General features: G+C 73.1%; 25 protein-coding genes and 1 pseudogene. 13 read left to right on the top strand and 13 right to left on the bottom strand.

What is annotated here, in order from left to right:
• The first annotated feature begins 48 nt into the window (after window positions 1-48).
• Window positions 49-1167 (top strand): FAD-dependent oxidoreductase, encoded by a 1119-nt coding sequence (locus HD595_RS38775; RefSeq protein WP_253778111.1) that lies wholly within the window; start codon window positions 49-51, stop codon window positions 1165-1167.
• A gap of 21 nt (window positions 1168-1188) precedes the next feature.
• Here the strand turns inward: HD595_RS38775 and HD595_RS38770 are convergent, their stop codons facing one another.
• Together HD595_RS38770 and HD595_RS38765 are read right to left on the bottom strand one after the other, a co-directional pair.
• Entirely contained in the window at window positions 1189-1599 is a 411-nt protein-coding gene (locus tag HD595_RS38770; RefSeq protein WP_253778109.1) for a Clp protease N-terminal domain-containing protein, read from the bottom strand.
• 75 nt (window positions 1600-1674) lie between these two features.
• The gene (locus HD595_RS38765) at window positions 1675-2493 is read right to left on the bottom strand and encodes an NAD(P)H-binding protein (RefSeq protein WP_253778107.1); all 819 of its coding nucleotides are present in this window, start codon (window positions 2491-2493) and stop codon (window positions 1675-1677) included.
• 69 nt (window positions 2494-2562) lie between these two features.
• Here HD595_RS38765 and HD595_RS38760 point away from each other — a divergent pair, with 69 nt between their 5' ends.
• Window positions 2563-3042 (top strand): MarR family winged helix-turn-helix transcriptional regulator, encoded by a 480-nt coding sequence (locus HD595_RS38760; RefSeq protein ID WP_253781443.1) that lies wholly within the window; start codon window positions 2563-2565, stop codon window positions 3040-3042.
• On the opposite strand, the gene HD595_RS38755 is transcribed toward HD595_RS38760, so the two are convergent.
• Both HD595_RS38755 and HD595_RS38750 read right to left on the bottom strand, forming a co-directional pair.
• Window positions 2979-3296 (bottom strand): darcynin family protein, encoded by a 318-nt coding sequence (locus HD595_RS38755; protein ID WP_253778105.1) that lies wholly within the window; start codon window positions 3294-3296, stop codon window positions 2979-2981. The two genes, HD595_RS38760 and HD595_RS38755, sit on opposite strands and share 64 nt — an antisense overlap.
• Window positions 3286-4203, bottom strand: coding sequence for an NAD(P)H-binding protein (locus HD595_RS38750; RefSeq protein ID WP_253778104.1), 918 nt, complete (start codon window positions 4201-4203; stop codon window positions 3286-3288). Before HD595_RS38750 ends, HD595_RS38755 begins: the two co-directional genes overlap by 11 nt.
• 115 nt (window positions 4204-4318) lie before the next feature.
• Here HD595_RS38750 and HD595_RS38745 point away from each other — a divergent pair, with 115 nt between their 5' ends.
• Window positions 4319-5257 carry a LysR family transcriptional regulator gene (locus HD595_RS38745; RefSeq protein WP_253778102.1) on the top strand — a complete coding sequence of 313 codons (939 nt, stop codon included), beginning with the start codon at window positions 4319-4321 and terminating at the stop codon, window positions 5255-5257.
• A gap of 62 nt (window positions 5258-5319) precedes the next feature.
• Here HD595_RS38745 and HD595_RS38740 read toward each other — a convergent pair whose 3' ends face one another.
• Window positions 5320-6930, bottom strand: coding sequence for an amidohydrolase family protein (locus HD595_RS38740; RefSeq protein ID WP_253778100.1), 1611 nt, complete (start codon window positions 6928-6930; stop codon window positions 5320-5322).
• A 156-nt stretch (window positions 6931-7086) separates the two neighbouring features.
• Here HD595_RS38740 and HD595_RS38735 point away from each other — a divergent pair, with 156 nt between their 5' ends.
• On the top strand, window positions 7087-7584 hold the full coding sequence (locus HD595_RS38735) for a pyridoxamine 5'-phosphate oxidase family protein (protein WP_253778099.1): 498 nt from the start codon (window positions 7087-7089) through the stop codon (window positions 7582-7584).
• A gap of 34 nt (window positions 7585-7618) precedes the next feature.
• Here HD595_RS38735 and HD595_RS38730 read toward each other — a convergent pair whose 3' ends face one another.
• Together HD595_RS38730 and HD595_RS38725 are read right to left on the bottom strand one after the other, a co-directional pair.
• Window positions 7619-8509 carry a hypothetical protein gene (locus tag HD595_RS38730; RefSeq protein WP_253778097.1) on the bottom strand — a complete coding sequence of 297 codons (891 nt, stop codon included), beginning with the start codon at window positions 8507-8509 and terminating at the stop codon, window positions 7619-7621.
• Window positions 8510-8511: 2 nt separating this feature from the next.
• A complete protein-coding gene (locus HD595_RS38725; protein WP_253778095.1) occupies window positions 8512-9111 on the bottom strand; it encodes a hypothetical protein in 600 nt (199 codons plus the stop codon).
• 176 nt (window positions 9112-9287) lie between these two features.
• On the opposite strand from HD595_RS38725, the gene HD595_RS38720 reads away from it, so the two are divergent.
• From HD595_RS38720 to HD595_RS38705, 4 genes are all read left to right on the top strand, one after another.
• Complete coding sequence (locus HD595_RS38720) at window positions 9288-10568, top strand: NAD(P)/FAD-dependent oxidoreductase (protein ID WP_253778093.1); 1281 nt, start codon at window positions 9288-9290, stop codon at window positions 10566-10568.
• A 171-nt stretch (window positions 10569-10739) separates the two neighbouring features.
• Window positions 10740-11201 carry a MarR family winged helix-turn-helix transcriptional regulator gene (locus HD595_RS38715; RefSeq protein ID WP_253778091.1) on the top strand — a complete coding sequence of 154 codons (462 nt, stop codon included), beginning with the start codon at window positions 10740-10742 and terminating at the stop codon, window positions 11199-11201.
• Window positions 11202-11332: 131 nt separating this feature from the next.
• A complete protein-coding gene (locus HD595_RS38710) occupies window positions 11333-12313 on the top strand; it encodes a zinc-binding dehydrogenase (RefSeq protein ID WP_253778083.1) in 981 nt (326 codons plus the stop codon).
• Window positions 12314-12343: 30 nt separating this feature from the next.
• Window positions 12344-13237, top strand: coding sequence for an NmrA family NAD(P)-binding protein (locus tag HD595_RS38705; protein ID WP_253778081.1), 894 nt, complete (start codon window positions 12344-12346; stop codon window positions 13235-13237).
• A 59-nt stretch (window positions 13238-13296) separates the two neighbouring features.
• Here the strand turns inward: HD595_RS38705 and HD595_RS38700 are convergent, their stop codons facing one another.
• Entirely contained in the window at window positions 13297-14079 is a 783-nt protein-coding gene (locus HD595_RS38700) for a TIGR03084 family metal-binding protein (RefSeq protein WP_253778079.1), read from the bottom strand.
• A 55-nt stretch (window positions 14080-14134) separates the two neighbouring features.
• Here HD595_RS38700 and HD595_RS38695 point away from each other — a divergent pair, with 55 nt between their 5' ends.
• Complete coding sequence (locus tag HD595_RS38695; RefSeq protein ID WP_253778076.1) at window positions 14135-14716, top strand: hypothetical protein; 582 nt, start codon at window positions 14135-14137, stop codon at window positions 14714-14716.
• Window positions 14717-14730: 14 nt separating this feature from the next.
• Here the strand turns inward: HD595_RS38695 and HD595_RS38690 are convergent, their stop codons facing one another.
• The 3 genes and pseudogenes from HD595_RS38690 to HD595_RS47015 all read right to left on the bottom strand — a co-directional run.
• On the bottom strand, window positions 14731-15558 hold the full coding sequence (locus HD595_RS38690; RefSeq protein WP_253778075.1) for a DUF7158 domain-containing protein: 828 nt from the start codon (window positions 15556-15558) through the stop codon (window positions 14731-14733).
• Window positions 15555-18302, bottom strand: coding sequence for an NEW3 domain-containing protein (locus tag HD595_RS47020; RefSeq protein WP_253778073.1), 2748 nt, complete (start codon window positions 18300-18302; stop codon window positions 15555-15557). Before HD595_RS47020 ends, HD595_RS38690 begins: the two co-directional genes overlap by 4 nt.
• Window positions 18303-18654: 352 nt before the next feature.
• Window positions 18655-19482 (bottom strand): annotated as a pseudogene (locus tag HD595_RS47015) (glycoside hydrolase family 38 N-terminal domain-containing protein); the annotation flags it as partial.
• On the opposite strand from HD595_RS47015, the gene HD595_RS38675 reads away from it, so the two are divergent.
• The gene (locus HD595_RS38675; protein ID WP_253778071.1) at window positions 19481-19648 is read left to right on the top strand and encodes a hypothetical protein; all 168 of its coding nucleotides are present in this window, start codon (window positions 19481-19483) and stop codon (window positions 19646-19648) included. The pseudogene HD595_RS47015 and the gene HD595_RS38675 overlap by 2 nt on opposite strands.
• Window positions 19649-19813: 165 nt before the next feature.
• Here HD595_RS38675 and HD595_RS38670 read toward each other — a convergent pair whose 3' ends face one another.
• Both HD595_RS38670 and HD595_RS38665 read right to left on the bottom strand, forming a co-directional pair.
• Window positions 19814-21034 (bottom strand): glycoside hydrolase 5 family protein, encoded by a 1221-nt coding sequence (locus tag HD595_RS38670; RefSeq protein ID WP_253778069.1) that lies wholly within the window; start codon window positions 21032-21034, stop codon window positions 19814-19816.
• A gap of 127 nt (window positions 21035-21161) precedes the next feature.
• Window positions 21162-22202 (bottom strand): LacI family DNA-binding transcriptional regulator, encoded by a 1041-nt coding sequence (locus tag HD595_RS38665; protein WP_253778067.1) that lies wholly within the window; start codon window positions 22200-22202, stop codon window positions 21162-21164.
• A 98-nt stretch (window positions 22203-22300) separates the two neighbouring features.
• On the opposite strand from HD595_RS38665, the gene HD595_RS38660 reads away from it, so the two are divergent.
• From HD595_RS38660 to HD595_RS38650, 3 genes are read left to right on the top strand one after another with little or no spacing between them, the layout of a single operon-like run.
• Complete coding sequence (locus tag HD595_RS38660; protein ID WP_253778065.1) at window positions 22301-23581, top strand: ABC transporter substrate-binding protein; 1281 nt, start codon at window positions 22301-22303, stop codon at window positions 23579-23581.
• Window positions 23578-24477: a carbohydrate ABC transporter permease gene (locus HD595_RS38655; RefSeq protein ID WP_253778063.1), complete on the top strand. Its 900-nt coding sequence runs from the start codon at window positions 23578-23580 to the stop codon at window positions 24475-24477. The genes HD595_RS38660 and HD595_RS38655 overlap by 4 nt, the downstream gene beginning before the upstream one ends.
• 10 nt (window positions 24478-24487) lie before the next feature.
• Window positions 24488-25408, top strand: a complete 921-nt coding sequence (locus HD595_RS38650; RefSeq protein WP_253778061.1) for a carbohydrate ABC transporter permease — start codon at window positions 24488-24490, stop codon at window positions 25406-25408.
• Window positions 25409-25413: the final 5 nt, after the last annotated feature.

Raw genomic sequence — 25413 nt, 5'->3', positions numbered from 1 at the left:
AACCGTCCCGTTGCGATGCATCGTATTGTGGAAATACAGTGTATCGACATGAGACATCGTATCGCCGTGGTCGGGGCCGGCCCCGCCGGCCTTGCCTTCGCCCGTGTCCTGCACCGCCATGGCCACCCCGTCACCGTCCTCGAACGCGACCCCGCCCGGGACGCCCGCCCCCCGGGCGGCACGCTGGACCTGCACGAAGGGCTGGGTCAGCGCGCGCTGGACAAGGCGGGGCTGCTGGCGGAGTTCCAGGCGCTGTCCCGCCCCGAGGGGCAGGCCATGCGCGTCCTGGACACGGACGGGACCGTCCTGCGCGACTGGCGGCCCCGTCCCGATGAGCGGGCCAACCCCGAGATCGACCGCGGCCAACTCCGTGACCTGCTGCTCGGCCCTCTCGACGTCCAGTGGGGCCGGAGCGTGACGCGGGTGGTGCCGGGGACCCCGGACGGCGTGCGGGTCCATCTCGCGGACGGGCGGCAGGAGACGTTCGACCTCGCGGTCGGCGCGGACGGCGCCTGGTCGCGGGTCCGCCCGGCGGTCTCGCCGGCGACCCCGCACTACACCGGCGTCACCTCGGTCGAGACCTCCCTCGACGACGTCGACAACCGCCACCCCGGCCTCGCCCGGCTGATCGGCGACGGCTCCGTGGCCGTGTACGGCGTGAACCGAGCCGTCGTCGCCCAGCGCAACAGCGGCGGCCACGTCAAGGTGTACGCCCGGTTCCGCGCGCCGCTGGACTGGCACGCGGACCTTGACCTGGCCGATGCCGAGGCCGTGCGGTCGAGCCTGCTGCGCCTGTTCGACGGCTGGGCCGCTCCCGTCCTCGACCTCCTCCGCCACGGCACCGCTTTCGTCCACCGCCCGATCCACGTTTTGCCCGTGGCCCACACCTGGACCCACGTGCCCGGGGTGACGCTCCTGGGGGACGCCGCCCATCTGATGCCGCCCTTGGGGGCGGGCGCGAACCTCGCGATGCTCGAAGGCGCCGAACTCGCCGAGGCCGTCGCCGCCGGCCCCGGAGATCTCGACGAGGCCGTCCGCGCCTTCGAGGAACGGATGTGGGCACGGGCCGGCAGGTGGGCGGAGATCACGACGGCCGGCCTGGAACGCCTCGTGAGCCCGGACCCCGCCGAAGCCCTCGCCCTCTTCGAGAGCGTCCAGCCGACCTGACCGCCAAGCGCCGCAGCGCATTCAACGGGCCTTGCCCTGGAGAACCCTGATGACCTGGGCGCGGGTCCGGGGGAGATCAACGCCCAGGGCGGCAGCCATGCTCTCCTCGTGCAGGAGGCCGAGCAGGAGGTGCTCGGTGCCGATGTACCGGTGTCCGAGCCCGGCGGCTTCACGGCGGGCCTGTTCCACGACGTGGTCGAGGTCGGCACCTGTCTCCTGGGCGCGCGTGACCGTGAGGTCGCGTCCAAGGCCGCTGAGCGCCATGACGGCCACGCCCTCGCCCAGGCGGGCCAGGCCCTTGAGGAGGTGATCCGCGGTGACGCGGGCGAGACGCAGAGCCCTGGCCTCCTGTTCGGCCAGGTCGAGCGCCTGCCGAGCACGAGTCGTGAGGAGAAGCTCCAGGGGCCGGTCAAGGGTCGTCCTCCGCAGCATGGCGTCTCCGTCCGTGAGCGACTCGCACCAGTATGCGCGGCGGGCGGCGTCCCGGCGAACAAGCCCCTTTGCCTGTCAGCGGAACGCCGCGGCGTTCCGGGTCGCCCAGTCGGCGTAGGTGTGCGGGGCGCCGCCGGTCAGTTCCCGTACGGCCGGCGACACATCCGCGGTCCTGCCGACGAACGAGGCGAACAGCGTGAGCACCGAGTCCACGACCACCTCGGGGGTGTGCGTGATCATCTGGGCGCGGGCCTGCGCGGGGGTGAGCTCCTCGAGGCGCAGGTCGCGGCCGAGGACCTCGCCGAGGATCCGCACCCGCTCGGCCGTCGTCAGCGAGGCGGGCCCGCTCAGCTCGTACGCCTTGCCCGCGTGACCGTCGTCGAGCAGCATCCGCGCCGCCACCGCGGCGATGTCGCGCTCGTCGACCGGCGCGGTCGCGGCCTGGGCGAAGGGAGCGCGCACCACGCCGTCGTCCCTGATGCCGGGCGCCCAGCGCAGGTCGTTCGCCATGAACGCGCCGGGGCGCAGGAACGTCCACGGCAGCCCCGACCCGGCCACGGCCTGCTCGTGCTCGGCGTGGACCCTGCCGAGCGCGCCCGCCTGCCGCATCGTCACCGCCAGCGCGGACAGCAGCACCACGTGCCCGAGCCCGGCCTTGGCGGCCTCGGACAGGAAGCCGTGCGCCTGGCCGGCGGCCGGGAACAGGAACGCGCGGTCCACTCCCTTGAGAGCGGGGCGCAGGTCCTCCGCCCGGGACATGTCGGCTCGGACGACCTCCACGTCGCCGGGCAGGCCGGCCCGCTCGGGGTTCCGGCTGATCGCGCGGACCTGCTCCCCCGCCTGGAGCAGCAGGTCCACGAGATGACGGCCGACATTGCCCGTTGCCCCGGTCACCAGTATCACGGCTACCTCACTTCGGATATCCGAACTGTTTGGATAGAGAAACTGTATCCTGTCGTCGTGATGGACGACGCCCCGCCTCCCCGGCTGCCACGACCCGAGGAGGTCAAGGAAGCCCTCGGTTTCGTGCCCCTGGTGGAGGCCTACTTCCGGCGGGCCCAGGCCGAGATGCCGGACGAGCTGCGGGAGATCTTCCGCAGCCACCGGCTCACCGCCCGGCACGGCGCGATCATTCCGCAGCTGACGACCGCGCCGTCACTGAGCGTGAGCGAACTGGCCGACAGGATGGGCGTGTCGCTGACGACGGCGAGCGAGCTCGTCAGCGACCTCAGCCGGGCCGGGCTGGTCGAGCGCCGGGAGGATCCGGACAATCGCCGCCGCACCCTGGTGTCGCTGGCCGCCCACCATCGGGCCATGGTCGAACGGTTCGTCGCCCTCCGCGCCGCGCCTCTGCTGCGCGTCCTGGACAACCTGTCGCCTCAGGAGAGGCAGGGGCTCGTGGCCGGGCTGACCGCGTGGGCCCACGAGGTGCGGAACTGGTGAGGGGCGGGCGTCAGGTGGAGAGGGTGGCCAGCGGCTCCACACCGTAGGTGCGGGCGTAGCCGGGTGACCCGCGCCGAGGAGAACTCCGTGTCGTAGAAGCGGGAGCGGACGCCGCGGGTGCGGGCCTCGATCACCGGGACGACCTGGGTGGCGAAGGCCTGGACGCGTTCGGCCACGGTCATCGCCAGCCACTCGGGCGTCGTCTTGACCAGCATGAACGCGGTGACCGGCGGCTCGGTGCGGTCAGCGGGCATCGACGGCCTCCGGAGCGGCGAGGACGGCGGGCTTGAGGGTGTGCGCGCACCACTGCGCGAACGCGGTGGCCGGGCCCTGCCGCGGCGAGCGGTCGGCACCCGAGTCCAGGCCCAGGTCCTTGGCGCGCTTCATGGCCACCATGCCCGCCACGAACTCCTCGTTGAGGCCGTGGCCGAGCATGGTGGACCGCAGCTCGTCGAGCGACTCGCGCACGTAGCGGACCGGACGGCCCAGCTCCTCGGTCATGATGCGGGCCAGGTCGTCGGGCGACAGGTCCTGCGGGCCGAGCACCGGAACGCCGCCGACGCCGGTCCAGGAGCGGTCCAGCAGCAGCCCGGCCGCCGTCGCGGCGATGTCGGCGACGGCCACCATCGGGGCCGGGCGGTCCGCGGCGACGGTGTCGGTGAAGACGCCGTCCTCGCGGATCGAGCCCGCCTCCTCCAGCAGGTTCTCGAAGAAGGACGGGCAGGCCAGGGCGCGGTAGGCGACGCCGGAGCCGGCGATCAGGTCGTCCATGGCCAGGGAGGCGGTGACCAGCCCGGCCCGGCCGGCGTGCGGGGTGCCGCGGCCGAGCGCCGAGACGCCGACGACGTGGCCGACGCCGTGGGCGGCGAACACCCGCGCGGCCGGGCGGGTGAAGCCGCTGTACGCCTCGTCGGGAGTGAGGGAGGCGTCCGGCGGCACCAGCCAGAAGACGGCGTCGGCCCCGGCGAAGGCGCGCTCGACGGTCGCGGCGTCGCCGTGCGAGCCGGTGACCACCTCGACCCGTCCGCGCACGGCCTCGGGGAGCCGGGCGGGATCGCGCACCACGACGCGCACCTCCTCCCCGTGTTCCGGTGCGGCCTCGACCAGCAGCGACAGCAGCCGCCGGCCGATGTTCCCGGTGGGGGCGGTAATGACGATCATGAAAACCTCGCGGTCTCTGGGGGATCGGTGCAACCCCTTGATCGTGCAGACCCGCACCGCATTGCCACAATGGGAACTTCAGCATCCGATCATTGCCCGAAATGGAATGAGCCCGGTGAGCAGCCCAGACCCGAACCTCGACGCCAACCTCGCCGTCGCCCTCGACGCCCTGCTGACCGAGCAGAGCGTCACCCGCGCCGCCGCGCGGCTGCGCACCTCCCCCGCGGCGATGAGCCGCACCCTGGCCCGGCTGCGCCGGGTCCTTCAGGACCCGCTGCTGGTACGGGCGGGACAGGCGATGGTCCCCACACCCCGCGCCGAGGAGCTGCGGGACGAGGCCGCCGCGGTGGTGCGCCGGCTGGAGGCGCTGCTCACCCCGAGCGGCGGGATCGATCCCGCCACGCTGCGGCGCACCTTCACCGTCCAGACCTCGGACCTGGTCGGCGCGGCGCTGGCGCCGGGCCTGCTCGGGCTGGCCCGGCGCCGGGCGCCGGGCGTCTCGCTGCGGGTGCTGGCCGAGGAGTGGGAGGCGGGCCCAGCGCTGCGCGAGGGCAGGGTCGACCTGGAGGTCGGGGCCATCGACCACGTCGACCCGGAGACCCGGGTCGAGGAGCTGGTCACGCTGCGGATGGCCGCCGGCGTGCGGGCCGGGCACCCGCTCACCGAAGGAACCCTGACGCCCGCCAGGCTGGCCGCCGCGGAGCACGTGGCGGTCAGCCGCCGCGGACGCTTCACCGGCCCGCTGGACGCGGCCCTGGCCGAGCGGGGGCTCACCCGGCGGGTCAGCGCCGTGCTGCCCGGGCACCTGGCGGCGATGACGCTGGCCGCGGCCGGCGACGTGGTATGCCTGGTGCCGGCCGCGCCGCCGGGCGAGCCCCCCTCACCCCTCAGCGACGCGGCGCGCGCCCTGGGACTGCGCCTGCTGGAGATCCCGCTGCCGTTGCCGCCGCTGACGATCGGCATGGCCTGGCATCCACGCCACGCCGCCGACGGGGCCCACCAGTGGTTGCGTGGCGCCGTACGCCGGGTCCTCCGCCCCGCCGGGGAGGACTAGACCGGGGCGCGCGTCCGCCCGAGAGGCCCCCGGCGGGAGCGGCCCGCCGGGGGCTCGGGGCTTCAGGTCTGCCTGCGGGCCTCGGCTCCTCCCCACGTCGTCAGGTACGCCTCGGCTCCGGCCAGCATGTCCTGGGCGAACGCGTCACCGGCGTACTTGCGCATGTCCTCGATCCAGTCGGGGACCAGGCCGTAGTGGGCCACGCCGTCGACGTTGACGTCCCAGACCCGCTCGCCGGTGCGCAGGCGGTCGAGCGTGACCGCGCCGTCGAGCGACGTGAACGGATAGGTGACCGCGCCGCCCTGGCGGGGTCCCGGGAGCGGGCCCATGCCGTTGGTGTCGAGGCCGTAGCCGTAGCCGGGGTGGCCGAACTCCTCACGCAGCGGCTTCGTGGCGCGCCAGCCGGCGGTGAAGGAGTCGGCGGGCGAGCCGTACGCCGTCACCATGCCGCCGAGCCGGTAGACGCGGCGGAAGTAGCTCGGGTCCGCCCAGCTGTGGGAGGAGATGACGCCCGGATACTTGGCGCTCTCCAGCAGGTCGAGCGTCTGGGCCGCGGCCTTGACGCTCATGTGGTCGAGCTCGACGATCATGCCGCGCTTCATCATCCCCTGGACCATGTAGGCGCCCAGCGAGGTCAGGCCTCTGGTGTTGCAGTGCGGCGCCGGCGGATAGACCGGCAGGCCGACGCCGGCCGGCAGCCACTTGGCCAGCTCGGGCGGCAGCACTCCGGCCGGGTCGATCGTGTTGTCGTGCTCGGGTCCCGTGCACGTCCTGGCGTTCCAGAAGGAGCCGCTCGCCAGGAAGTTGCCGAGGTTGACGATCACGCCGGTGGTCCCCGAGTCGAACCGGACGCCGCACAGGGCGTTGTCGTACTTGTGGCAGACGAACATGCTCCGGACGCCGATCTGGTACATCTCGTCCAGGCCGCGGTCGATCTGCGCCTTGGTGCAGTGCGGGATGCCCCAGGTCTGGCGGCAGCCGAACGGCTCGGAGGTCTCGATGCCCAGGACCACCGCCAGCTTGCCGGCCGCGATCACCTGCCTGGCCTCGGCGGTCGACTTCACCACCCGGAACCAGCCCCGGCCCGGGCCGCCGCTCTGGGCGTCGATGTAGTCCTGCAGCTCGAAGTTGCGCTGCGCCTCCAGCTTCAGCGTGGCCATCTCGTCGCAGGTGTTGCGCTTGAGCGGGTAGATCTCACAGAGCTGCCGGTTGGCGACCAGGTCGTTGACGAAGACCCGGAGCCCGCCGCGCCAGGCCCGTTCGAGCCACTTGTAGTAGCCCTGCTGGTGGGTGAGGGAGTCGTGGGCCGGCCAGTCCTTGAACGTCGGCCAGCCGACCGGGTCGTGCTTGCCCACCGGGGTGCCGTGACGGGTGAAGTTCTCGAACCAGGCGAGCGATCCGTCGGGCTGGTGGTCGGGGCAGTCGACCAGGGCGTGCTCGATGCCGTCGAGGTCGAACGGCTTGCCGCAGATCAGGCTGCCGCCGAACGCCTCGTTCGCCATGAGATGGCTGTGGGCGTCGACGAAGCCGCGGACGGGACCGGCGGATCCCGGTGGTTGCCCGACCGCCCCGACCTCGGATTCCGGGGCGGTCTGGGCGTGGGCGGTGGTGCCCGCCAACGGCAGGGTGGCCAGCAGGGCCACCCCGATGATTCTGGTGATGTTGCGTAACATGAGCGCACCTCACGAATCGGCTGATTCATGGTGCGCCGTTGTTACTCGCTGGTCAAGATGTAAGTCGGACGCGAATTCTCGCGCGGGAGATGTCGAGAACGCTCCGGCGGCTACGTCCCTGGGGCAGATCACGACAACACCCCTGGAGGAACGGCAGTGCGAGCGAACGAGATCACCGAGATCCTGGACCGGCCGACCAGCCGGGAGCTGCTGGCGCGCGACGTGACCCGGCTGGCGTACGTGGCCAAGGACGGCACGCCCCGCAACGTCCCGATCGCGTTCACCTGGAACGGTTCCCAGATCGTCATGTGCACGACGAAGAACGCCCCGAAGCTCCCTGCCCTGCGCCAGAACCCGATGGTCGCCCTGACGATCGACACCGAGGTGCACCCGCCCAAGATCCTGCTGATCCGCGGCCGGGCCGAGCTGGACGTCGTCGACGGCATCCCGGAGGAGTACCTGCAGATGAACGGCTCGTACGAGATGACGCCCGAGCAGCGGGTCGCGTGGGAGGCGGAGGTGCGCTCGCTCTACGACGGCATGGTCCGGATCGTGGTGACCCCGACCTGGGTGAAGCTGATCGACTTCGAGACGACCCTGCCGAGCGCGGTCGAGGAGCTGGTCCGGCAGCGCGCCGAGCGCGAGCGCGCCTGAGCGTGGCTCAGGCGCGAGCGCCGCCGAGCCGCGCTCAGCAGGACGAGGAGTCCGCCGCCGTCCCCTCGGCGCAGGCCGCGGCGACCAGCGTCGAGCGCAGAGCCGTCAGGCTCGGCGGGGTGGTGCTCGCCGGCTCGGCGCCGCCCACGGGAACCGAGGTCGCCGTGGCCGAGGGCTTGCCCGTCGGCGTGTAGCAGGGATCGAGGTCGTCGCAGGCGGGCGTGGGAGACGGCTCCGCCTCGTCGTCCTCGGAGACGAAGGTGTACCCGAGGAGCTGCGCCGCGCGCTGACCGTCCATGAGCGGCGCGACCACCGGGCTGCCCGCCGACTCCTCGACGAACAGACCTTCGCCGATGGGCGTGTGGACGGATCGGGCGTAGGCGAGCTGGGCGGGGTCGGTCACCGGGCGGCCGAGGAGCTGCTGCCGTTCCGCCAGGTTGTGGACGAACATCAGGCCCGTGCCCGCCGAACCGACGGACTCCTTGAGCTCGGCGAGGGTGGTGGTGGCCGGCTGCTCGACCCGGATTCGGATCCTGCCGTCGGCGTACCCCTGGCCGAGCCGCCCGGCCAGCACCTTGTCGACGCGCACCACCAGGCTGGCGTAGCGCATGGCGGCCTCCTCGCTGTCGTAGGCCACGACGCGCGAGCCGCTCTCCCCGTCGTCGGAGGCGTAGGCGATGCCGGGCTCGATGTCCACGACGGCGCCCTGGACGAGCGCGCCGGCGGCCTTGAAGGCGCCGGAGTCGGGGGCCCCGGGCACGATGTCGGCCACCGAGTCGAACAGGTACTCCCCGTCCGACACGCTCGCGCCGTAGCGGAGCTGCGCCCAGAAGGAGGGCTGCGGGCTGTTGAGGAACGCGCCCGCGAAGGTGCCGGTCGCCACGGCGGCGACCAGGGTGAGGACCAGCGGGAGGCGCTTCTTCACGGTCACCACGCCCCGTTGACGTGCGAGCGGTCGTGGCTGCTGTAGGTCTGGGTGGTGGACGAGCCCTGCTTCATGCAGGACGTCAGGTTGGTGTGCCCCAGGCCGATGGCGTGCCCGATCTCGTGGCAGGCCGTCTTCCTGCGGATGGTCGTGGTGTTCATGTCAGCCAGGTCGAAGCGCAGCTCGGCGCGGTCGCACGTGTACTCGCCGCCGATCTGGGCGAGCACCCTGACGCACTTGGTCGCGCCGGTGATGTTGACGCCGGTGCTGGAGCCGTCCCAGTCCTTGCCCCAGTAGTCGACGTAGCGGGCGTCGAACATCACCAGGTCGGTGTGCGTGCCCGCGGTGTCGTCGTAGCCGCCGATCCGCAGGTCGGTCTGGTAGTCCAGGTTGGCCATGCCGTAGTCGGCCGCGGTGATCATGTTGCTGGTGAGGGTGGAGCCGTTCCAGTAGACGTCGCGGTTGTCCGTCTTCGGACAGCACCAGGTGGGGTGGTAGACGAAGAAGCCGAAGGTGTTGGCGACCACCGGGGTGGCGGCCGCGAGCCCGGCGGAGAGCGCCGCCACGACGGCGAACACCAGGGCGAGTGCTGACATGCGCATGGCTGATCAATCTAGGTACGGGCCGGGATGGCCAAAAGATCAAAAAGGCGAAGTCGCCACCAACGGGGCATGTACGACAGATGACATCCGCCGTCGGGCGAGGGCGTCGAGGACGATGGAGGCGGCGGCGGTTCGGGCACGCGTCTGAGCAGGGCGGGCGGGGGTAGGTCCCCGGCATGGACAGGAGCCGGGGGACGCGTGATGCCGTCATCGTCGTGGGAGCGGGGATGGCGGGGCTGGCCTGCGCGGTGCGGCTGCACGAGGCCGGTGTGCCGGTGCGGGTGCTGGAGGCGTCCGACGGCGTCGGCGGCCGGGTGCGCACGGACGTCGTCGCCGGTTTCCGGCTGGACCGCGGCTATCAGGTGTTCAACACCGCCTACCCCGAGGCCCGCCGCGTCCTCGACATCGACGCGCTCGACCTGCGGCCCTTCGCCTCGGGGCTGATCGTCCAGGGGACCACCGCCCGGGCCAGGGTGATGCTGCCGTGGCGGCATCCCCGGCACGCCCTGAGCGGGCTGCTGGCCGGACTCGGGACGCTCCGCGACAACGCCGTGCTCTCCGCGATCACCGCACGCGACCTCGCCCTGCCCGGTTCCCGGCTGCGTGGCGGGCGTGAGCGGCGTACCGACGAGGAACTGCGCGCGTGGGGCATGTCCCCCAAGATGATCGACTGCCTGATACGTCCCTTCCTGGCCGGTGTGCTGCTGGAACGTGACCTGGAGACCTCAAGCCGGGTCTTCCACCTGTTCTGGCGATCGTTCGCGCGCGGCACGATCGGCCTGCCCGCGCTCGGCATGGGTCAGATCCCGCGCCAACTGGCCGACCGGCTGCCGCCGGGCGCCGTCACGCTCGGCGCCCGGGTGAGCGAGGTCGCGGCCGACGGGGTGCGGCTCGCGGACGGCACCACCATCGAGGGCTCCGCCGTGGTGGTGGCCGCCGACCCCGCCACGGCGGGTGACCTGCTGAGCGGGATCGAGGTGCCGCCGATGCGCGCGGTGACCACCTTTTACCACGTCGCTCCCCGCTCCCCGCTGCGCGAGCCGATCCAGATCATCGACGCCACCGGGGCCATCACCGACACCCTGGTCGTCACGGACGCGGCGCCGGACTACTCCCCCGACGGGCGGGCGCTGGTGTCCACGTCGGTCCTGGGCCTGGAGACCGACGAGGGCCCGGTCCGCCGGCGCCTGACCGAGATCTACGGCAGCACCTCCGGGTGGGAGCACCTGGCCACCTACCCGGTCCCGGCGGCGCTGCCCGCGATGCCGCCGCCGCACCCGCTGCGCAAGCCGGTGCGCCTGCGCGCCGGGCTGTACGTGTGCGGCGACCACCGCGACACCGGCTCCCTCCAGGGTGCCCTGGTCTCCGGCCGGCGCGCGGCCCAGGCCGTGCTCGCCGACCTCCGGCCCCGCCGGGCGGGCAGCCGCCGCCCGGCTCACGATCAGGCAGCTCGCTGATCCCTCCCGCGCGTCCCCGGGCATGCTCCCGTGCAGCCGGCGAGCTGGGCGGCGGGCCTCTCCCCCGTCCGCAGGACGCGGCGGGCGACGACAGATCCATGCACTTGCATGGGACAGAGCCGGGGCATATAGTTGGTTTTGCCAAACCAACTATATGCAGGGTGGCGGATCATGGCGCATGACTCGGGCCGGGAGGCCGCCGATCGGGTGGCCGCGGCGCTGGCCACGGTCGGCAACTGGATGTTCGCGCCGTCCACGCGTCGCCGGATCATGGCGTCGTCGGGGCTGGAGCTGTCGCTGGGTGACTACACCCTGCTCGCTCAGGTCTCCCTGCACGCGCCGGTGCGGCTCTCGGTGCTGGCCGAGCTGATGGAGGTGGACAAGTCCACCCTCTCGCCCCCCGCCAAGCGCCTGGAGGCACGGGGGTTCATCGAGCGGCGGCCCGACCCGGCGGACGCCAGGGCGCAGCTCGTGAGCGTCACCCGGGAGGGGAAGCTGGCCATCCGCGAGCTGTGGAAGGCGCGTACGGCCGCCGTCGCCGCGCTGCTGTCCGACTGGGACCCCGCCGAGATCGAGCACCTGGCCGACGGGCTGGGCGCCTTCGCCGAGGCCATCAAGAGGACCCCGCAGTAGCTCCCTGATCGTGTGCCGGCCCACGGACCGGCACACGCACACGCCACCGTGCCCGCGCGACGGGCGGGGGTCTCCTCCTGCCCGTCGTCGCTTCTCGCCGACCTCATCTCGATCCTTTGGAGTGGGATCACATGCGTTCTGTTGTGCTGCCCGAATTCGGTCCGCCGGATCGCCTGCGCGTCGCGGACGTTCCCGAGCCGCGACCCGGAGAGGGCCAGGTCACGGTACGGGTCGCCGCGATCGGCGTCCAGTTCCTGGAAACCCAGATCCGCTCGGGGGCGATGCGCTCGGCGCTGGGCGGAGCGCCTCTGCCGGTGGTCCTCGGGAAGGAGATCGCGGGCCGGGTCGCCGAGGTCGGCCCCGGCGGCGACCCCGGGCTGGTCGGGACGCGGGTCCTGGCCAGCACGCAGGGCACCGGCGGCTACGCGGAAGCGGCCGCCGTACCCGCCGACAGCCTCATCCCGGTCCCGGCCGGCCTCGACCTGGAGGACGCGGTCGCCCTCTACCGGTACGGCGCCACCGCCCAGGGCCTCGTCCGGGCCGCTCGGGTCACCGCCGGCGATCGCGTGCTGGTGCTGGCCGCCGCGGGCGCCGTCGGCATGGTACTGGTGCAGGTGCTCAAGCGAGCCGGCGCGACGGTGGTCGGTGCCGCGCGCGGCGAGCACAAACTGGCCCTCGTCCGGGAGCTGGGGGCCGATCACGCGGTCGACTACTCGCTGCCCGGCTGGCCGGATCTTGTCCGCCGTGCCGTGGGCGGCTCCGTCGAGGTGGTCTTCGACCACGTCGGCGGCGAGCCGGGGCGGGCGTCGCTCGATCTCCTCACGCCCGGCTCCGGACGCCAGGTCGTGTTCGGCCTCTCCAGCGGCAGGCCGCTGGACGTCCGGCCCATGGAGCTGCTGGGCCGGGGCCTGACCCTCACCGGATTCAGCTCGGGCCTCCTCTGGAACCGGCCCGCCCTGGCGCACGACCTGGTCACCGAGGTTCTCGGCCTGGCCGTCCGCGGCCACCTCACGCCCGTGATCGGCCGCCGCTTCCCGCTGGAGCGGGCGGCCGACGCGCACGCCGCCGTCGAGGCGCGCGGCACCGTCGGCAAGACCCTGCTCATCCCCTGAACGCCTCAGCCCACCTTGGAGAGGAACGACATGTCATCGAAGATCTTCCTGGCCGGAGCCACCGGCCTGCTCGGCGGCCGTATCGCCGGAGCCCTGCTCGACCGGGGCGCCGCCGTCCGGGCCCTGGTCCGGCCGGGCGCGGACGAGGAGAGGAGGACCGCGCTCGCGGCCCTGCGAGCGCGCGGACTGGAGGTGGTCGAGGGCGACATCACCGACCCGATCGAACGGCTGGCCGAGGCCGTGGGCGACGCCACCACGGTGATCTCGGCCGTGCAGGGCGGCCCTGAGGTGATCGTGGACGGCCAGGCCAACCTGGCGCGGGCCGCCGAGAAGGCCGGTGCCACGCGCCTCATCCCCTCCGACTTCGCCATCGACGTGACCAAGCTGGACGACGGCGACAACTTCATGATCGACTGGCGTCGCCGGGCCGCCGCCGTCTACGGCGACACGAGCCTCGATGTGGTCTCCGTGCTCAACGGCGCCTTCTACGAGGTCATGGTCGGCTTCATGGGGATCGTCGACTGGGAACGCGGGACACTGTCGCACTGGGGCGACCCCGACCAGCCGCTCGACCTGACCTCGGTGGCCGACACCGCGGCCTACACCGCCGCGGTCGCCCTCGACCCGGAGGCCAGCGGCACGTTCCGGTTCGCCGGCGAGGTCGTCTCCTTCCGGCAGTTCCACCAGGCGGTCCAGCGCGGTTCCGGCCGGGAGCTGGAGCTGCGGCATCTCGGCACCGCCGACGACCTGCGCGCCGAGATCGCCCGCCGGGCGGCCCTCACCCAGAACCCGTTCGACTACGTGGCCCTGCAGTACCAGTGGTGCATGGTCACCGGCAAGGGCAAGTTCGACACCCTGGACAACGCCCGGTACCCGCAGATCACCCCGCAGCCGGTCAGCGACTTCGTGCGCGCCTCCGCCTGACGCCACCGGCGCCCACCGCCCGCGGTGGTAGCGGTGGGCGCCGGTGAGGCCCAGGAAGGTCAGAGGAAGACGCGGGCGATCTCAAGCCACTTCCGCGCGTCCTCGCCGACCGCCGTGAGGCCGGTCTCGGCCAGGGACCTGCGCCGGGTGACGCGAAGGCAGAAGTCGAGGGCACTCCCCCGCACCCGTTGCGCGGCGTCTTCCGGTCCCCATGCCCAGGTCTCGCCGTCGGGGCCGGTCAGCTCGACCCGGAACGGCTCCGCCGGAAGAGGCGACTGGGCGGCGTGGAAGGACAGCTCTCGTCCCACCACCCCCAGCGCGGCCACATGCCGGAGCCGGCCCGTCGGACGGTGCGGGACCCCCAGGGTGTCGTAGATGTCCTGCCCGTGAGCCCAGGTCTCCATCAGCCGCAGCGGCACCATGAGCGCCGCGGTCACCTGCGAGCCGTACCACGGGAACCCGTGATCCAAGGGAACGTCACGGAGCGCCGCCGCCACCTCGGCTCGGCCGGCACGCCAATCTTCCAGCAGGGCCGACCGCGGTCTCGCCGCCCCGGCGGCGGCGTCGAGATCTGCGCGCCGGCTGCCCGCGGCTTCGGCCCGCTTCAGCACGGCGTCGAACTCGTCCGGGGTCCGGATGGCGATGAGGACGTTCGCGTCGGCCGCGGCCAGGTGGGCGATCTGGTGGGCGATCGTCCAGCCCGCCGCCGGGGTGGGCCTGGTCCAGTCGTCCTCCGCCGACACCAGGGCGTCGAGCTCGTCTCCCTCCGCCACCAGGTCGGGCAGGGCGAGGTCATGCTCGACACCGGACAGGTCGAGGCCGTAGTCCACCATCTGTGTCATTTTCCTCACCTTCCGACGGCACAACATCTTCGCGGTTTCCCGCGTCCCACTGACTATGACGTCACTCATCGAGCCCACGAACCACTCCCGAGCCCGCCGATACGCGGCCCGGACCGGCGCCGCCTCCCTGGCCGCCTGCCTGACGCTCGTCCTCGGCGGAGGCGTCGCCGACGCGGCCACCGCGGACAGCGCGGCGAACGCCGCCCGCCGGCTGGACCGGGTGGACTGGGCGGCCGTGGTGAAGCCGGCTCTGCACTGCCCCCAAGCGGGGTCGCACGCCTCCTGGAACGTCGTGCGCGCCCGCGTGGCGGCCGTCGGCGACCTCACCCGCGACGGCAGGCGGGAGACCGTCGTCGTGTCGTCGTGCCCGAGCCCGACGTCCAGCAACCCCTCGATCGCCTTCGTCTACGACGGAGCCGCCAAGCCCTCGGCCCCGCGCCTGCTCGGCAAGCTCGGCACGAACCGCTACTTCACGTCCCTGAAGGTCGGGATCCAGGGCGGGACCGTGCACCTGCGGGGCAAGGCGCTCAGCGACAAGGCCCCCCGGTGCTGCCCCGACCTGATCGTCGAGCAGACCTACACGTGGGACGGCAAGCAGTTCCGCAGGACGGCGGAGAAGGCGAAGCGCATCGGGTGACCGGCTCCGCCGCATCAGTGGCGGTGGTGGTTGTCGGGCTGGGCGGGGTCGCCGGGATGTTCGAGTCCCGGCACCAGCCGCAGCCGGTGGGCGCGCGCGTGGTCGAGCCAGCGCACGAACGCCAGCCGGCGCGCGGCGTCGAGGAGGCCCCCGACAGGGACGGGCGGGTCCGGGTCCGGGTCACGGCGGGCGACGAGGGTGGCGGTCCAGGGGCCGGCCGTCACGGTCTGACCCGGTACGGCGGAGCCCAGCGCCTCGGCCAGGTCCGCCGGCAGCGAACCCGGCTCGGCGTCGAACGCGCCGTCCGGTGTGCGCAGCCGCCAGACCGGCCCGGCGGGCGGCCGGGCCGCCGACTCCCGGTAGGCGTCCGCCTCCTCCCGGGTGACGGCGACGTCGGCGGTGACGGCCTCGTACACGGCGCGGACGGCGGCGCTGCCCTCGTAGGCCGCCGCCGCGATGGAGCCCAGCTCGACGGCGGCCCGCTGGTCGAGCCGGACGGGCGGGGCGTCCCCCGGGTCCAGCCCGCGGGCGGCCGCCTCGGCGGCGCACAGCTCCTCGGTGAGCACGACCTGGGCCACCCAGCGCGTGAGCTGCCGGTCCTCGGCCGTCCCCGGCGCGGGCAGCGCCGCCGCCCGGGGACCGGCCCGCAGCGCGGCGAGCCGCCGGTCCAGCTCGGTACGCGGGAGCGGGTCGCCGTCGAGCCAGCCGAGCACCGGGCCCACGCCGGGCGCGACGGGCTCCCCGGTGACGGGCGCGTACCCGGGGATCGCGTGCCCGTGCCGGTGAGCTTCGGCAGCGACGGCCCCGGAGATCGGGCGCCGTGCGTGGCGACCGCTCGTCACGGGGTCACCACCAGTTCGACGGTCGGGGCGTACTGGCAGCGGCCGAACCACATGACCTTGGCCAGGGCCCACGAGGAGGCCGGGGCGGCGTCGCGCGGCGCGGACACCTCGAACTCGGCGACGGCGCTCTCCCCCGCCGCGAGGGCGAACCCGCGAACCGGCTCGGCGACCAGCTCCCAGGTCCCCCAGGGCGAGACGAGCTGCAGCTCGCCCCGGATCTCCCCGCACGTGCGGTTGCGCAGCTCCACCCCGAGCACGGCGCGCCCGCCGGGAGCGACGCGCACCGACCGCGTGGTCACGTCCACCGACAGGCCGGTGTCGCGGCCGGGGTTGTCCTTGCTGCCCTGCGCGGCCGTCCAGTCCTCGGGGACGTCGCCGGGCACGGGCAGCACGCCGGGCGGGTCGCCGACGGCGATCGTGACCACGTCCTCGACGGTCTGGCCGTCGTGCCGGAGCCGGGCGGCGGCGAAGTACATCCCGGGACCCACGCCCGCGGGCGGGGTCACCGTCACCGGGAACCGCAGATGCCCGCCCGCCGCCAGCCGGTACGGCCGCCGCCCGATGCTCGCCGTCCAGCCGTCGGGGACGAGGAACTCCACGGACCCCTCCACGTCCGCGTCGAGCAGGTGCGAGGAGAGCACCACCGACACCTCGGCCGGCTCTCCCCCGGTCCGCACCAGTCCCGGCCCGGCCGTGACGCTCACCGGCAGGTAGCCCATCGGCGCCGGCCCCCGGTTGTGCAGCCAGTACCGGGCGTGCACCGGCTGCGCCGCCTCGGCCGCCGGCCCCAGCACCGGCCCGCCGCGCGACGGGCCGCCCGGCGGCAGGCCGGGCACGGCGATCACGGTGGCGACCTCGGCGCCGGTCAGCGCGACGGCGTCCCGGACGGGTTCGCCGCGCCGTTCGAGCAGGTCGGCGCGGCACGCCTCGGTGAGGGCGAGCGCGCCCGACAGGACGGCGTCGCGGCCGAGGCCGGTGGACTCCATCAGGCGCACGCTCACGCCGGAGGCCGGATCCGGGGCGGCGGCCGATCCGTGCGCGGTCGGGTTGCCGGCCGGCTTGACGGTGCCGACCAGCACCTCGCGGGCGGGCTCGGCCTTCAGGTACGACCGCGTCGGCGGCAGCGGGCCGGGGTGCGGCTCGGCGGTCACGGCGTACAGCGGGTGGTTGAACTCCTGCCCCCGGGCGGGCAGCGTCAGCGCGCGCCAGTCGCCCTCGCCCGAGACCAGCGCGTAACGGAACTCGTGGGTTCCGTGCATGAGCTGGAAGCCCGCGCCGTCGGGCAGGGTGCGGCGGGGCGGGTCGATCCACACGCCGGACGGCCAGCCGGTGCACGAGCGCAGCAGCGACAGGTGCAGCGTCCCGGCCGGATCGACGGCGAACCCCGGCAGGCCGTAGGTGAGCAGCGCGACGGTGTGGTCGGTGAGCAGCTCGGACTCCGGCACCTCGCCCGGGCAGGCGGCGCTCACGCGGGCGTCGGCGAGGTCGGCGGTCAGCGCGGCGGGGTCGGTGGTGACCAGGGTGGGCAGCGCGAGCAGGTCACGCAGGTCGGCGTTGGGGCGCCAGACCTCGCGCAGCGGCCGCGCGGCCGGCACCCAGACGCGCCCGTCCCGCTCCAGGACCTCCGCGTACGCCGTGCCCGCGCGCTCCAGCAGCTCGCGGACCGCGTCGTTCTCCCGCGGCCCGCCGATCATGATGCGGAAGTCGGGGAGGTTGGAGTCGACGTCGAGCCAGCCGTACCGGGACCAGTCGGCGCTCGCCGTGGTCGCGGTGACCCCGGCCCTGACCAGCGCGACGAGCAGGTCGCGGACGCCGGCGGCGTCGTCGGGGGCGGGCACGACCACCTCGGCCACGCCGAGCGCCCGCTCCCCCACGGCGCGGCCGTCGGGGCCGGTGAGCGTGACGCGCGCGGTGGAGCCCAGGCCGAACCACGTGTTGGCGGGGTTGTCGAGCGTCCACGGCGCCTCGGCGGCGTCCACGTCGGGCAGGGCGAACCCGCGCCCGACCACGGCCCCGGCCACCTCGCTCACCGGGAGCGCGCCGGGCAGGTCGGCGGGGAAGCTCACCCGCAGCAGCCGGTCCGCCCCGCCGTAGTCGAGGACCCGGGTGGCGAGCTCCACCCGGTCCACGCCGTCCCAGAGCGTGACGGTCTGCTCGTAGCCGATGCCGTCCACCGTCCCGGTGATCACCAGGCGTTCGCCGAGCGGGCAGCTCTCGCGGCGCACCAGGGCGGCGCCCCGCGCCGCGCCGACGACCGGGCCCTTGGGCACCAGGTGCCAGGGGCCCTCGCCGAAGTCCGGGTGGGCCGGGTACTCCTCGTAGACGCGCAGCTCGTTGCCGACGCATCCCGGTCGCAGCAGCCCGCGCCCGGCCTTCTTGTCGAAGACGCCGGACAGGCAGCCGCCGCGCTGCGGGTCGGCGGTGACGCGGTAGCGGCCGTTCTCGACGCTCACGCCGGGAACGGGGACCCAGGCGGGCTCCGGCGGGCCGGGCAGGAGGCGCCAGGTGCGCCAGCCCGTCGCGGGCACGTCCTCGGCCAGGAAGCGCAGCGTCCCGCGGTCCACGACGCTCGGCACCCGCGCGCCGGTGTCGTCGAGCACCCGTCCGCCGTCGAGCCCGGCGGGCAGCCGGACGGCCACGGGCGCCGACCGGTCGAACGACAGCGTGTTCGCGACGACGACGGCCAGGCCCTCGCCGCCGGTGTCCACGCGGGCGACGAGCGCTTCGAGCGAGACGTCGCGCACGGCGGCCGCCAGGTCGTACGCCTCGCGCCAGCCGGACAGCAGGTCCAGGTAGACCTGGTCGGACTCGCTGCCGGTGATCGATCGCGTCGTGGTGCGCCCCGTAGGCGAGCTGGCGCCACACCTTGTCCAGCGCGGCCTCGGGGTAGGTCCCGAGCCCTTCGAGCGCGGCGAGGGTGGCGAGCTTCTCGGCGTCCACGGCGGCCACCTCGCCCGCCCGCTGCGCCTGCTTGGTGTCGATGTAGGAGACGTCCTTGCCCGTGTAGATCGGGTTCATGTCGCGGGTCTGCGGGCTGGGGCGCCGCCCGGTGGCCGCCAGCTCGGCCCGGACCGCGTCGAGGAAGTCGCGCGGGGTGGCGCAGACGAAGCGCGGCCAGACGTAGCGGGTGTTCCAGGAGCGGTGGATCTCGGTGACCCACTTGTTCGGCGGGGTGTAGTCGGTTCCGACCGGCAGCAGCAGGTTCCTCGTCGCCCCGACCGGCTTGAGCTTGCGGTACAGCTCGTACACGGCGTTCTCGGCGGTGGCCAGGTCGGCGGAGGAGTCCATCCACCAGCCGGCCGAGTAGTGGTGCGGCATGAAGTGCGTCAGCACCCCGAGCCCCGACGGGGCGATCCACTCGAACTCGCTCGGGAACTGCATGACGCGGGCGTCGTCCTTGGCCGCGCGGAAGTTCTTCTGGATCGGCCCCCACTGGTGGAACGGCCCGCGCGCCCACGCGCTCCCGGTCAGCCCCGCCGCCGCGAGGTAGCCGGGGAACTGCGGGTCGTGCCCGAACGCGTCGAGCTGCCACGCCGTCGCCGGCTGCCCGCCCAGGATGTCGCGCTGGTAGCCGATGCCGTACACGATGTTCCTGATCGTGACCTCGGCCCCGGTCAGGTTGGTGTTGGGCTCGTTGTACGTCCCGCCGACCAGCTCGACCTGCCCGCGCCCCATCAGCAGCCGCAGGTCGGCCCGGCGTTCGGGGTGCGTGTCGAAGTACGGCTTGAGGTAGTCGATCTCGGCCAGCACGAACTTGTAGACCGGGTCGCGCAGCGCCAGGTCCAGGTGCGCGTCCACCAGGGCGAAGCCGTTGCGCTCCCACAGCGGGCGGGTGGTGGCGTCCCCGGACAGCAGCTCCCAGGGCGAGGTGTAGGCCGCCTGTGTGTTCCACCACACCGGGTCGTAGTGGAAGTGCGAGACCATGAACATCGTCCAGCCGGGCTCGGCCACGACGACCACGGCCTCGGCGCGCGCCTCGCCCGCCGTCACCACGACCGGCAGCTCGGCTCCCGGGACCGGGTCGGCGATCTCCAGCGGCACCTCGACCGAGCCCGATCCCTCGGCCTCCCCCGCCACGCCCGGGCGGTGACGGCGACCCGCGCGGGCGGGCCGTCGAGCGTCACGCGCAGCACCTGGCGCGGGGCGTCCTCGGTGCCCGTGAACAGGTCCGTGGACTCCACGGAGACGATGGCGACTGACACGGGTTTCCCTTCTGCGGTGAACGTGGCCGGCGGCGCCGGCGTTCCGGCGCCTCTCAACCGTGGGCGCGGACGGTGCCGATCCCCCGGGCCGTGAGGTGGCCGGGGTCGTCGGCGCGGTCGCCGGCGACGATGGCCAGCGGCCCGGTCTCGCGCTGCCGCACCCACGCGGCGTGGAAGGCGCTGCCGGGCGCGACCTCGGCCCGGCGCTCCGGCTCGGTCCGCAGGTCCCCGTCGCACCGCAGGGCGGGACGCCGCTCCTCGGTACGGCGGCGGCGCTCGCCGATGACCGCGGCGAGTTCCTTGGCCGCCGGCTTGGGACGGTGGTCCACGGTGAACAGGCCCAGCTCGTACTCCCGCTCCGGGAAGTCGGCGAGGGAACGATCGAGGTCGTGGGAGCACCACCAGGTGACGCCCCACAGGGCGGGGTTGGCGGTCACCGTGTCGAGGGTGCGGCGGACGAACTCGGTGGCGTCGGCCTCGGGCACGTCCGGCTGGGGCACTCCGATCTCCTGCAGCCAGACGGGCCTGGCCGGGTCGGTGGAGGTGGCCGCGGCCAGCTCGACCAGGTAGTCGGCGTGCGAGACGGTGGCGGGGCCGAGCGGGCCGTCGATCGCGGAGACGCCGTTGAACACCCAGGAGTGGACCGTGCTCAGGTCGCCCAGGTCCACGTTGTCGGCGGGGTGGAACGGGTGCTGCGGGTCGTACCACGTGGCGTCGTACAGCGAGTGGAGCGCGAGCAGGCCGGGCGCGGCCGAGCGCACGACGTCGATCAGCTCGGCGGCCCACGCCCGGGACGCCTCGGGCGTGGTGGCGTTGCTGGGGTAGAGGTTGTTGACCTCGTTGCCGAGCGTGACGGCGAACACGTTGCCGCGGGTGGCGACGGCGCGGGCGAGCCGGTCGGCGTAGGCGGCGATGGCGTCGCGCGCCCCGCGGTCGGTGAACAGGCTGCGCCGGTGCCAGGTGAGCACCCACGACGGCAGGAAGTCGAAGCTGGACAGGTGCCCCTGGAGCAGGTCCACGGCGACGGACAGGTCGAACTCGGCCGCGACGTCGATCAGCGCCAGCAGGTCGTCCACGCCGCGCTCGCGGATCAGCGCCGGGTTGGGCTGGATCCACGGCCAGATCGGGAACACGCGCACGTGGTCCAGGCCGATCGAGGCCAGGTCCTCGAAGTCGCGGCGGACGGCGTCGAGCGACAGGTCGAGCCAGCTGTGGAACCAGCCGGCGGAGGGCACGTAGTTGGCGCCGTAGCGGATGGGGTCGGGCAGGGGCACGCGTCCTCCGAGGGTCGTACGATCTCCCGGCGGAGCCTAAAGCGTTTTAGTCGCCCTGCCAAGTCGGCGCCACAGCGGTTCCGGCCGCCCTGCCAGGTCGGCGTTCCAGCCGTTCCGGCCGGGCCTTCTAGCCGTTCTGGTCGCCCGGCCAGGCGGCCGGAGGCGCCGTGCTCTCGCGGACGGTCAGCCGGGGAGTCTCGGTCTTGACGTCCCTGCGCTGCTCCGGATCGGCGACGACCGCCAGCATCACCTCGGCCAGCCGCTTGCCGAAGGCGAAGGTGTCGCGGGAGAGCGCGGTGATCGCGGGGTGCGCGATCCGGGTGAGCACCGAGTCGTCGAAGGCCACGATGGACACCTCGTCGGGGACCTTCACCCCCATCTCGCCGGCCACCCCCAGCCCGGCCAGCGCCATCACGTCGCTGTCATAGACGATGGCCGTCGGCCGGTGCGGGCGCGACAGCAGCGCCCGCGTCGCGGCGGCGCCCTCGGAGTCGCTGAAGTCGGTGTGCACGGACACCGCCTCCTCCAGCGCGAGCCGCGCGGCGCGGTCGCGCAGCGCGCGGGTGCGCCGCTGGGTGTGCCGGAAGGCCGGCAGGCCCGCGACGTGCGCGATCCTGCGGTGGCCGAGCGCGGCCAGGTAGTCCACGATCGACAGCATCGCCTCGCGGTCGTCGGCCCACACGCTCGACAGGGTCCCGTGCTTGCCGGGGCCGCCCAGGACCACGGCGGGCACGCCCAGCTCCTCCAGCACCGCGATGCGCGGGTCGCGGACCATGAGGTCCACCATGACGAACCCGTCCACCCGGTGCGCGGAGGTCCAGTCGCGGTAGATCTCCATCTCGGCCTCGGCGTCCTCCACGATCAGCAGCTGCAGCGCCACGGACTGGGCCGACAGCCCGGCCTGCAGGCCGGACAGTAACTGGGCGAAGAACGGCTCCACGCCCAGGGCGCTGGCGGGCCGGGCGATGACCAGCCCCACGGCCTCCGCGCGCGCCCCGCCCAGCGCGCGGGCGGCGCTGTGCGGCCGCCAGTTCATCTCCTTCGCGACCTGCAGGATTCGCGCGCGGGTGGCCTCGCCGACCCCGGGGCGGCCGTTGAGCGCGAAGGACACCGCGCCCTTGGAAACCCCGACGCGTTCGGCGATGTCGGTGATCGTCGGTCGGCGCACCACTGCTCCTTCACGAATCCGTCTCAGCTATTGACACACGAGTCTAGCCAGGTGAATAGTCCCGCAACTAGAGCGATTTAGTAACCAAGGAGAGCGCCATGCGTAGGTACTGGACGGGGCTGGCGGTCGCAGCCGCCATGGTCGTCTCGGGCTGCGGGCTCGGCGGGGCCGACCCGGAGGCGGCGCCGGCTCCGAGCGGGGCTGCCACGGGTGAGGTGAAGGGCAACGTCAGCCTGCAGACCTGGGCGCTGAAGCCCAAGTTCACGGCGTACATGGAGGGCGTCATCACCGCCTTCGAGAAGAAGTACCCGGGCACGAAGGTCGAATGGCTCGACCAGCCGCCGGACGCCTACTCCGAGAAGGTGCTCAACCAGGCCTCCTCCGGGACCCTGCCGGACGTCGTCAACCTGCCGCCGGACTTCGCCCGGCCGCTGGCCCTGCAGGACATGCTGCTCGACGTCGCCGCGGCCGACCCCAAGCTCGCCGAGGAGTACGTCGCCGGCGGCCTCGACGCCTACAAGTTCCGCGGCCACACCGGCACCTACGGCTACCCGTGGTACCTCAACACGGACGTCAACTACTGGAACTCCGAGCTGATGAAGAAGAACGGGCTCGACCCGGCCAAACCGCCGACGACGTTCGACGAGCTGGTCGCGCAGGCCCGGATCTTCAAGGAGAAGTCCGGCGGCAAGGTCTACCTCATGAGCCGCCGCCCCGAGCTGGGCGACCTGGCCCAGGCGGGCGTGAAGATCCTGTCCGACGACGGCAAGAGCTTCGTCTTCAACACCCCCGAGGCCGCCGCGGTGATCGACAAGTACCGGGCCGCCTTCAAGGAGGGCCTGCTGCCGCGCGACGTGCTGACCGACACCTACGCGGGCAACACCAAGCTGTTCAACGAGGGCACCGTGGCCTGGACGACGGCCGGCGCCAACCACATCATCGCCGTCAAGACCGACAACCCCTCCCTCGCGCCCAAGGTGGTGCCGTCGCCCGCGATGGGAACCCCGCCGCTGTACGTACAGGGCCTGTCGGTGTCGAAGAAGTCCAAGAACCCGGCCGCGGCGATCGCGCTGGCCCGCTGGGTGACCAGCCCCGAGAACCAGGCGGCCTTCGCGCACGAGGTCAGCGTCTTCCCGAGCACCAAGGCCTCGGCCGGCGACCCGTTCTTCACCCAGAGCGACGGCACCAACGGCGGCGACGCCAAGGTCATCGCGTTCAAGTCGCTCGCCACGGCGAAGATGCTCCAGCCCGTCGAGGTGACCGACGCGATGAGCAAGTTCATCCGCCAGCAGATCGCGCTCGCGCTCAACGGCGACGTCTCCGCCAAGGAGGCGCTGGACGCCGCGGCCGCCAAGTGCAACGAGCTGCTCAACCAGTGACCGCCCCCGTTCTCCCCGCGCAGGGCGCCCTCCGCCGCCGGATCACCCCCTGGCTGCTGGTGGCGCCCGCCGCGCTGTGGCTGTTCGTCTTCAACGTCTGGCCCTCGCTGAACACGCTGGTGCTGGCGTTCACCAACGCCAAGCCGCTGAGCGGCGGGCACTTCACCGGCCTGGACAACTTCGGCCGCATGCTCGACGACGACCAGCTCGTCGACGCGCTGCTCAACAGCGTCGTCTTCATGCTGGTCTGCCTGCCGGTGCTCACCCTGCTGCCGCTGCTGCTGGCGGTGCTGGTGGAGAAGAAGATCCCCGGCATCACGTTCTTCCGCACCGCCTTCTACACGCCGGTCGTCGCCTCGGCCGTCGTGGTCGCGCTGATCTGGAGCTGGCTGCTGAGCGACCGGGGCCTGGTCAACGGGCTCGCGCAGGCGATGGGCGTGCTGCAGGGGCCGCTGCCGTTCCTGACCGACCGCTGGCTGCTGGTCCTCAGCGCCATCACGCTGACGGTGTGGAAGGGCCTCGGCTACTACATGATCATCTATCTGTCGGCGCTCGGGAACGTGCGGCGGGACCTGCACGAGGCCGCGGCCGTGGACGGGGCGGGCGCCGTGCGCCGCTTCTGGAGCGTGACGGTTCCCGGCGTGCGCAACACGATGCTGCTGGTCTCGGTGCTGGTGGCGGTCTCGGCGCTGCGCGTGTTCTCGGAGCTGTTCGTGCTGTCCAACGGCACGGGCGGCCCCGGCGGGCGGGCGATGTCGCTGGTCATGCTGATCCAGCTCTACAGCCGGGGCTTCTACGGGCACTTCGGTTACGCCTCGGCGCTGAGTATCCTGCTCTTCGTCATCACGATCGGCCCGATGCTCCTGCTGACGCGCCTGAGCAGGAAGGCGGCCTGACATGGCGGGCATGAAGACGCGCGAGGCCGATGTCCGGCCGGCCGCCGTCATCGCGGCGCGGCCGGGGCGGCACGAGGGCCGCCGCCGGCGCCGCGGCGGGTTCGGCTCCACCGGGCCGGGCGAGCTGGCGCTGCGGTACGCGCTGCTGCTGTTCGTGCTGGCGATCACGGTCCTGCCGTTCCTGTGGCAGTTGTCCACCTCGCTGAAGGGGCCGTACGAGGACGTCTTCGCGCAGACCCCGAGTTTCATCCCCCTCCAGCCGACGCTGGAGAACTACGCGCGGGTCGCGGACACCATCCCGGTGTGGACGTACGCGCTCAACTCGGTGATCGTGGCGGTCATCGTGGTGGGCGGCAACGCGGTGGGCGCGACGCTGGCCGGGTTCGCGCTGGCCAGGCTGGAGTTCCGGGGCGCCAAGCTGCTCCTGGTGCTGTTCCTGTCCACGCTCGTGCTGCCGGGCGAGGTGACGATCGTCTCCCAGTACGTCACCGTGCGCGGCATGGGCCTGGCCGACACGCTGCTGGGCGTGGCCCTGCCGGGCGCGATCGGCATGCTGAACGTCCTGCTGATGCGCACCGCCTTCCAGGCCATCCCCAAGGAGATGGACGAGGCGGCGGTCATCGACGGGGCGACGCCCTGGCAGCGGCTGATCCGGCTCGGGCTGCCGAACGTGCGGGGCATGCTGAGCGTGATCACGATCTTCGCGTTCATCGGCGCGTGGGACGACTTCCTGTGGCCGCTCATCGTGCTCAACGACCCGAAGAACTTCACGCTCACCGTCGGCCTGCAGTACCTCAACGGGACCTTCAGCGCCAACCCCCGCCTCATCGCGGCCGGGACCATGATCTCCTTCCTGCCCATCGTGCTCCTGTTCGCCTCGCTGCAGCGCTTCTTCTTCCGCGGCGTCGCGCAGGGCGCGATCAAGGGCTGAACCGG

The organism is Nonomuraea roseoviolacea subsp. carminata, from assembly GCF_024172185.1.
In the GTDB taxonomy this organism is placed as follows: domain Bacteria; phylum Actinomycetota; class Actinomycetes; order Streptosporangiales; family Streptosporangiaceae; genus Nonomuraea; species Nonomuraea roseoviolacea.
Note: the sequence above shows the minus strand (reverse complement) of the source record. Positions and strands in the feature narration are given on the sequence as shown.

Excerpts from the sequence above, each read along its gene's own strand:
- HD595_RS38760 (WP_253781443.1), top strand. The coding sequence starts at position 2,563 with ATGGACGACGCCCCGCCTCCCCGGCTGCCACGACCCGAGGAGGTCAAG.
- HD595_RS38710 (WP_253778083.1), top strand. The coding sequence starts at position 11,333 with ATGCGTTCTGTTGTGCTGCCCGAATTCGGTCCGCCGGATCGCCTGCGC.
- HD595_RS38740 (WP_253778100.1), bottom strand. The coding sequence starts at position 6,930 with ATGTTACGCAACATCACCAGAATCATCGGGGTGGCCCTGCTGGCCACC.
- HD595_RS38650 (WP_253778061.1), top strand. The coding sequence starts at position 24,488 with ATGAAGACGCGCGAGGCCGATGTCCGGCCGGCCGCCGTCATCGCGGCG.
- HD595_RS38715 (WP_253778091.1), top strand. The coding sequence starts at position 10,740 with ATGGCGCATGACTCGGGCCGGGAGGCCGCCGATCGGGTGGCCGCGGCG.
- HD595_RS38750 (WP_253778104.1), bottom strand. The coding sequence starts at position 4,203 with ATGATCGTCATTACCGCCCCCACCGGGAACATCGGCCGGCGGCTGCTG.
- HD595_RS38725 (WP_253778095.1), bottom strand. The coding sequence starts at position 9,111 with ATGCGCATGTCAGCACTCGCCCTGGTGTTCGCCGTCGTGGCGGCGCTC.
- HD595_RS38770 (WP_253778109.1), bottom strand. The coding sequence starts at position 1,599 with ATGCTGCGGAGGACGACCCTTGACCGGCCCCTGGAGCTTCTCCTCACG.
- HD595_RS38660 (WP_253778065.1), top strand. The coding sequence starts at position 22,301 with ATGCGTAGGTACTGGACGGGGCTGGCGGTCGCAGCCGCCATGGTCGTC.
- HD595_RS38775 (WP_253778111.1), top strand. The coding sequence starts at position 49 with ATGAGACATCGTATCGCCGTGGTCGGGGCCGGCCCCGCCGGCCTTGCC.
- HD595_RS38675 (WP_253778071.1), top strand. The coding sequence starts at position 19,481 with ATGAACATCGTCCAGCCGGGCTCGGCCACGACGACCACGGCCTCGGCG.
- HD595_RS38705 (WP_253778081.1), top strand. The coding sequence starts at position 12,344 with ATGTCATCGAAGATCTTCCTGGCCGGAGCCACCGGCCTGCTCGGCGGC.
- HD595_RS38720 (WP_253778093.1), top strand. The coding sequence starts at position 9,288 with ATGGACAGGAGCCGGGGGACGCGTGATGCCGTCATCGTCGTGGGAGCG.
- HD595_RS38700 (WP_253778079.1), bottom strand. The coding sequence starts at position 14,079 with ATGACACAGATGGTGGACTACGGCCTCGACCTGTCCGGTGTCGAGCAT.
- HD595_RS38755 (WP_253778105.1), bottom strand. The coding sequence starts at position 3,296 with ATGCCCGCTGACCGCACCGAGCCGCCGGTCACCGCGTTCATGCTGGTC.
- HD595_RS38695 (WP_253778076.1), top strand. The coding sequence starts at position 14,135 with ATGACGTCACTCATCGAGCCCACGAACCACTCCCGAGCCCGCCGATAC.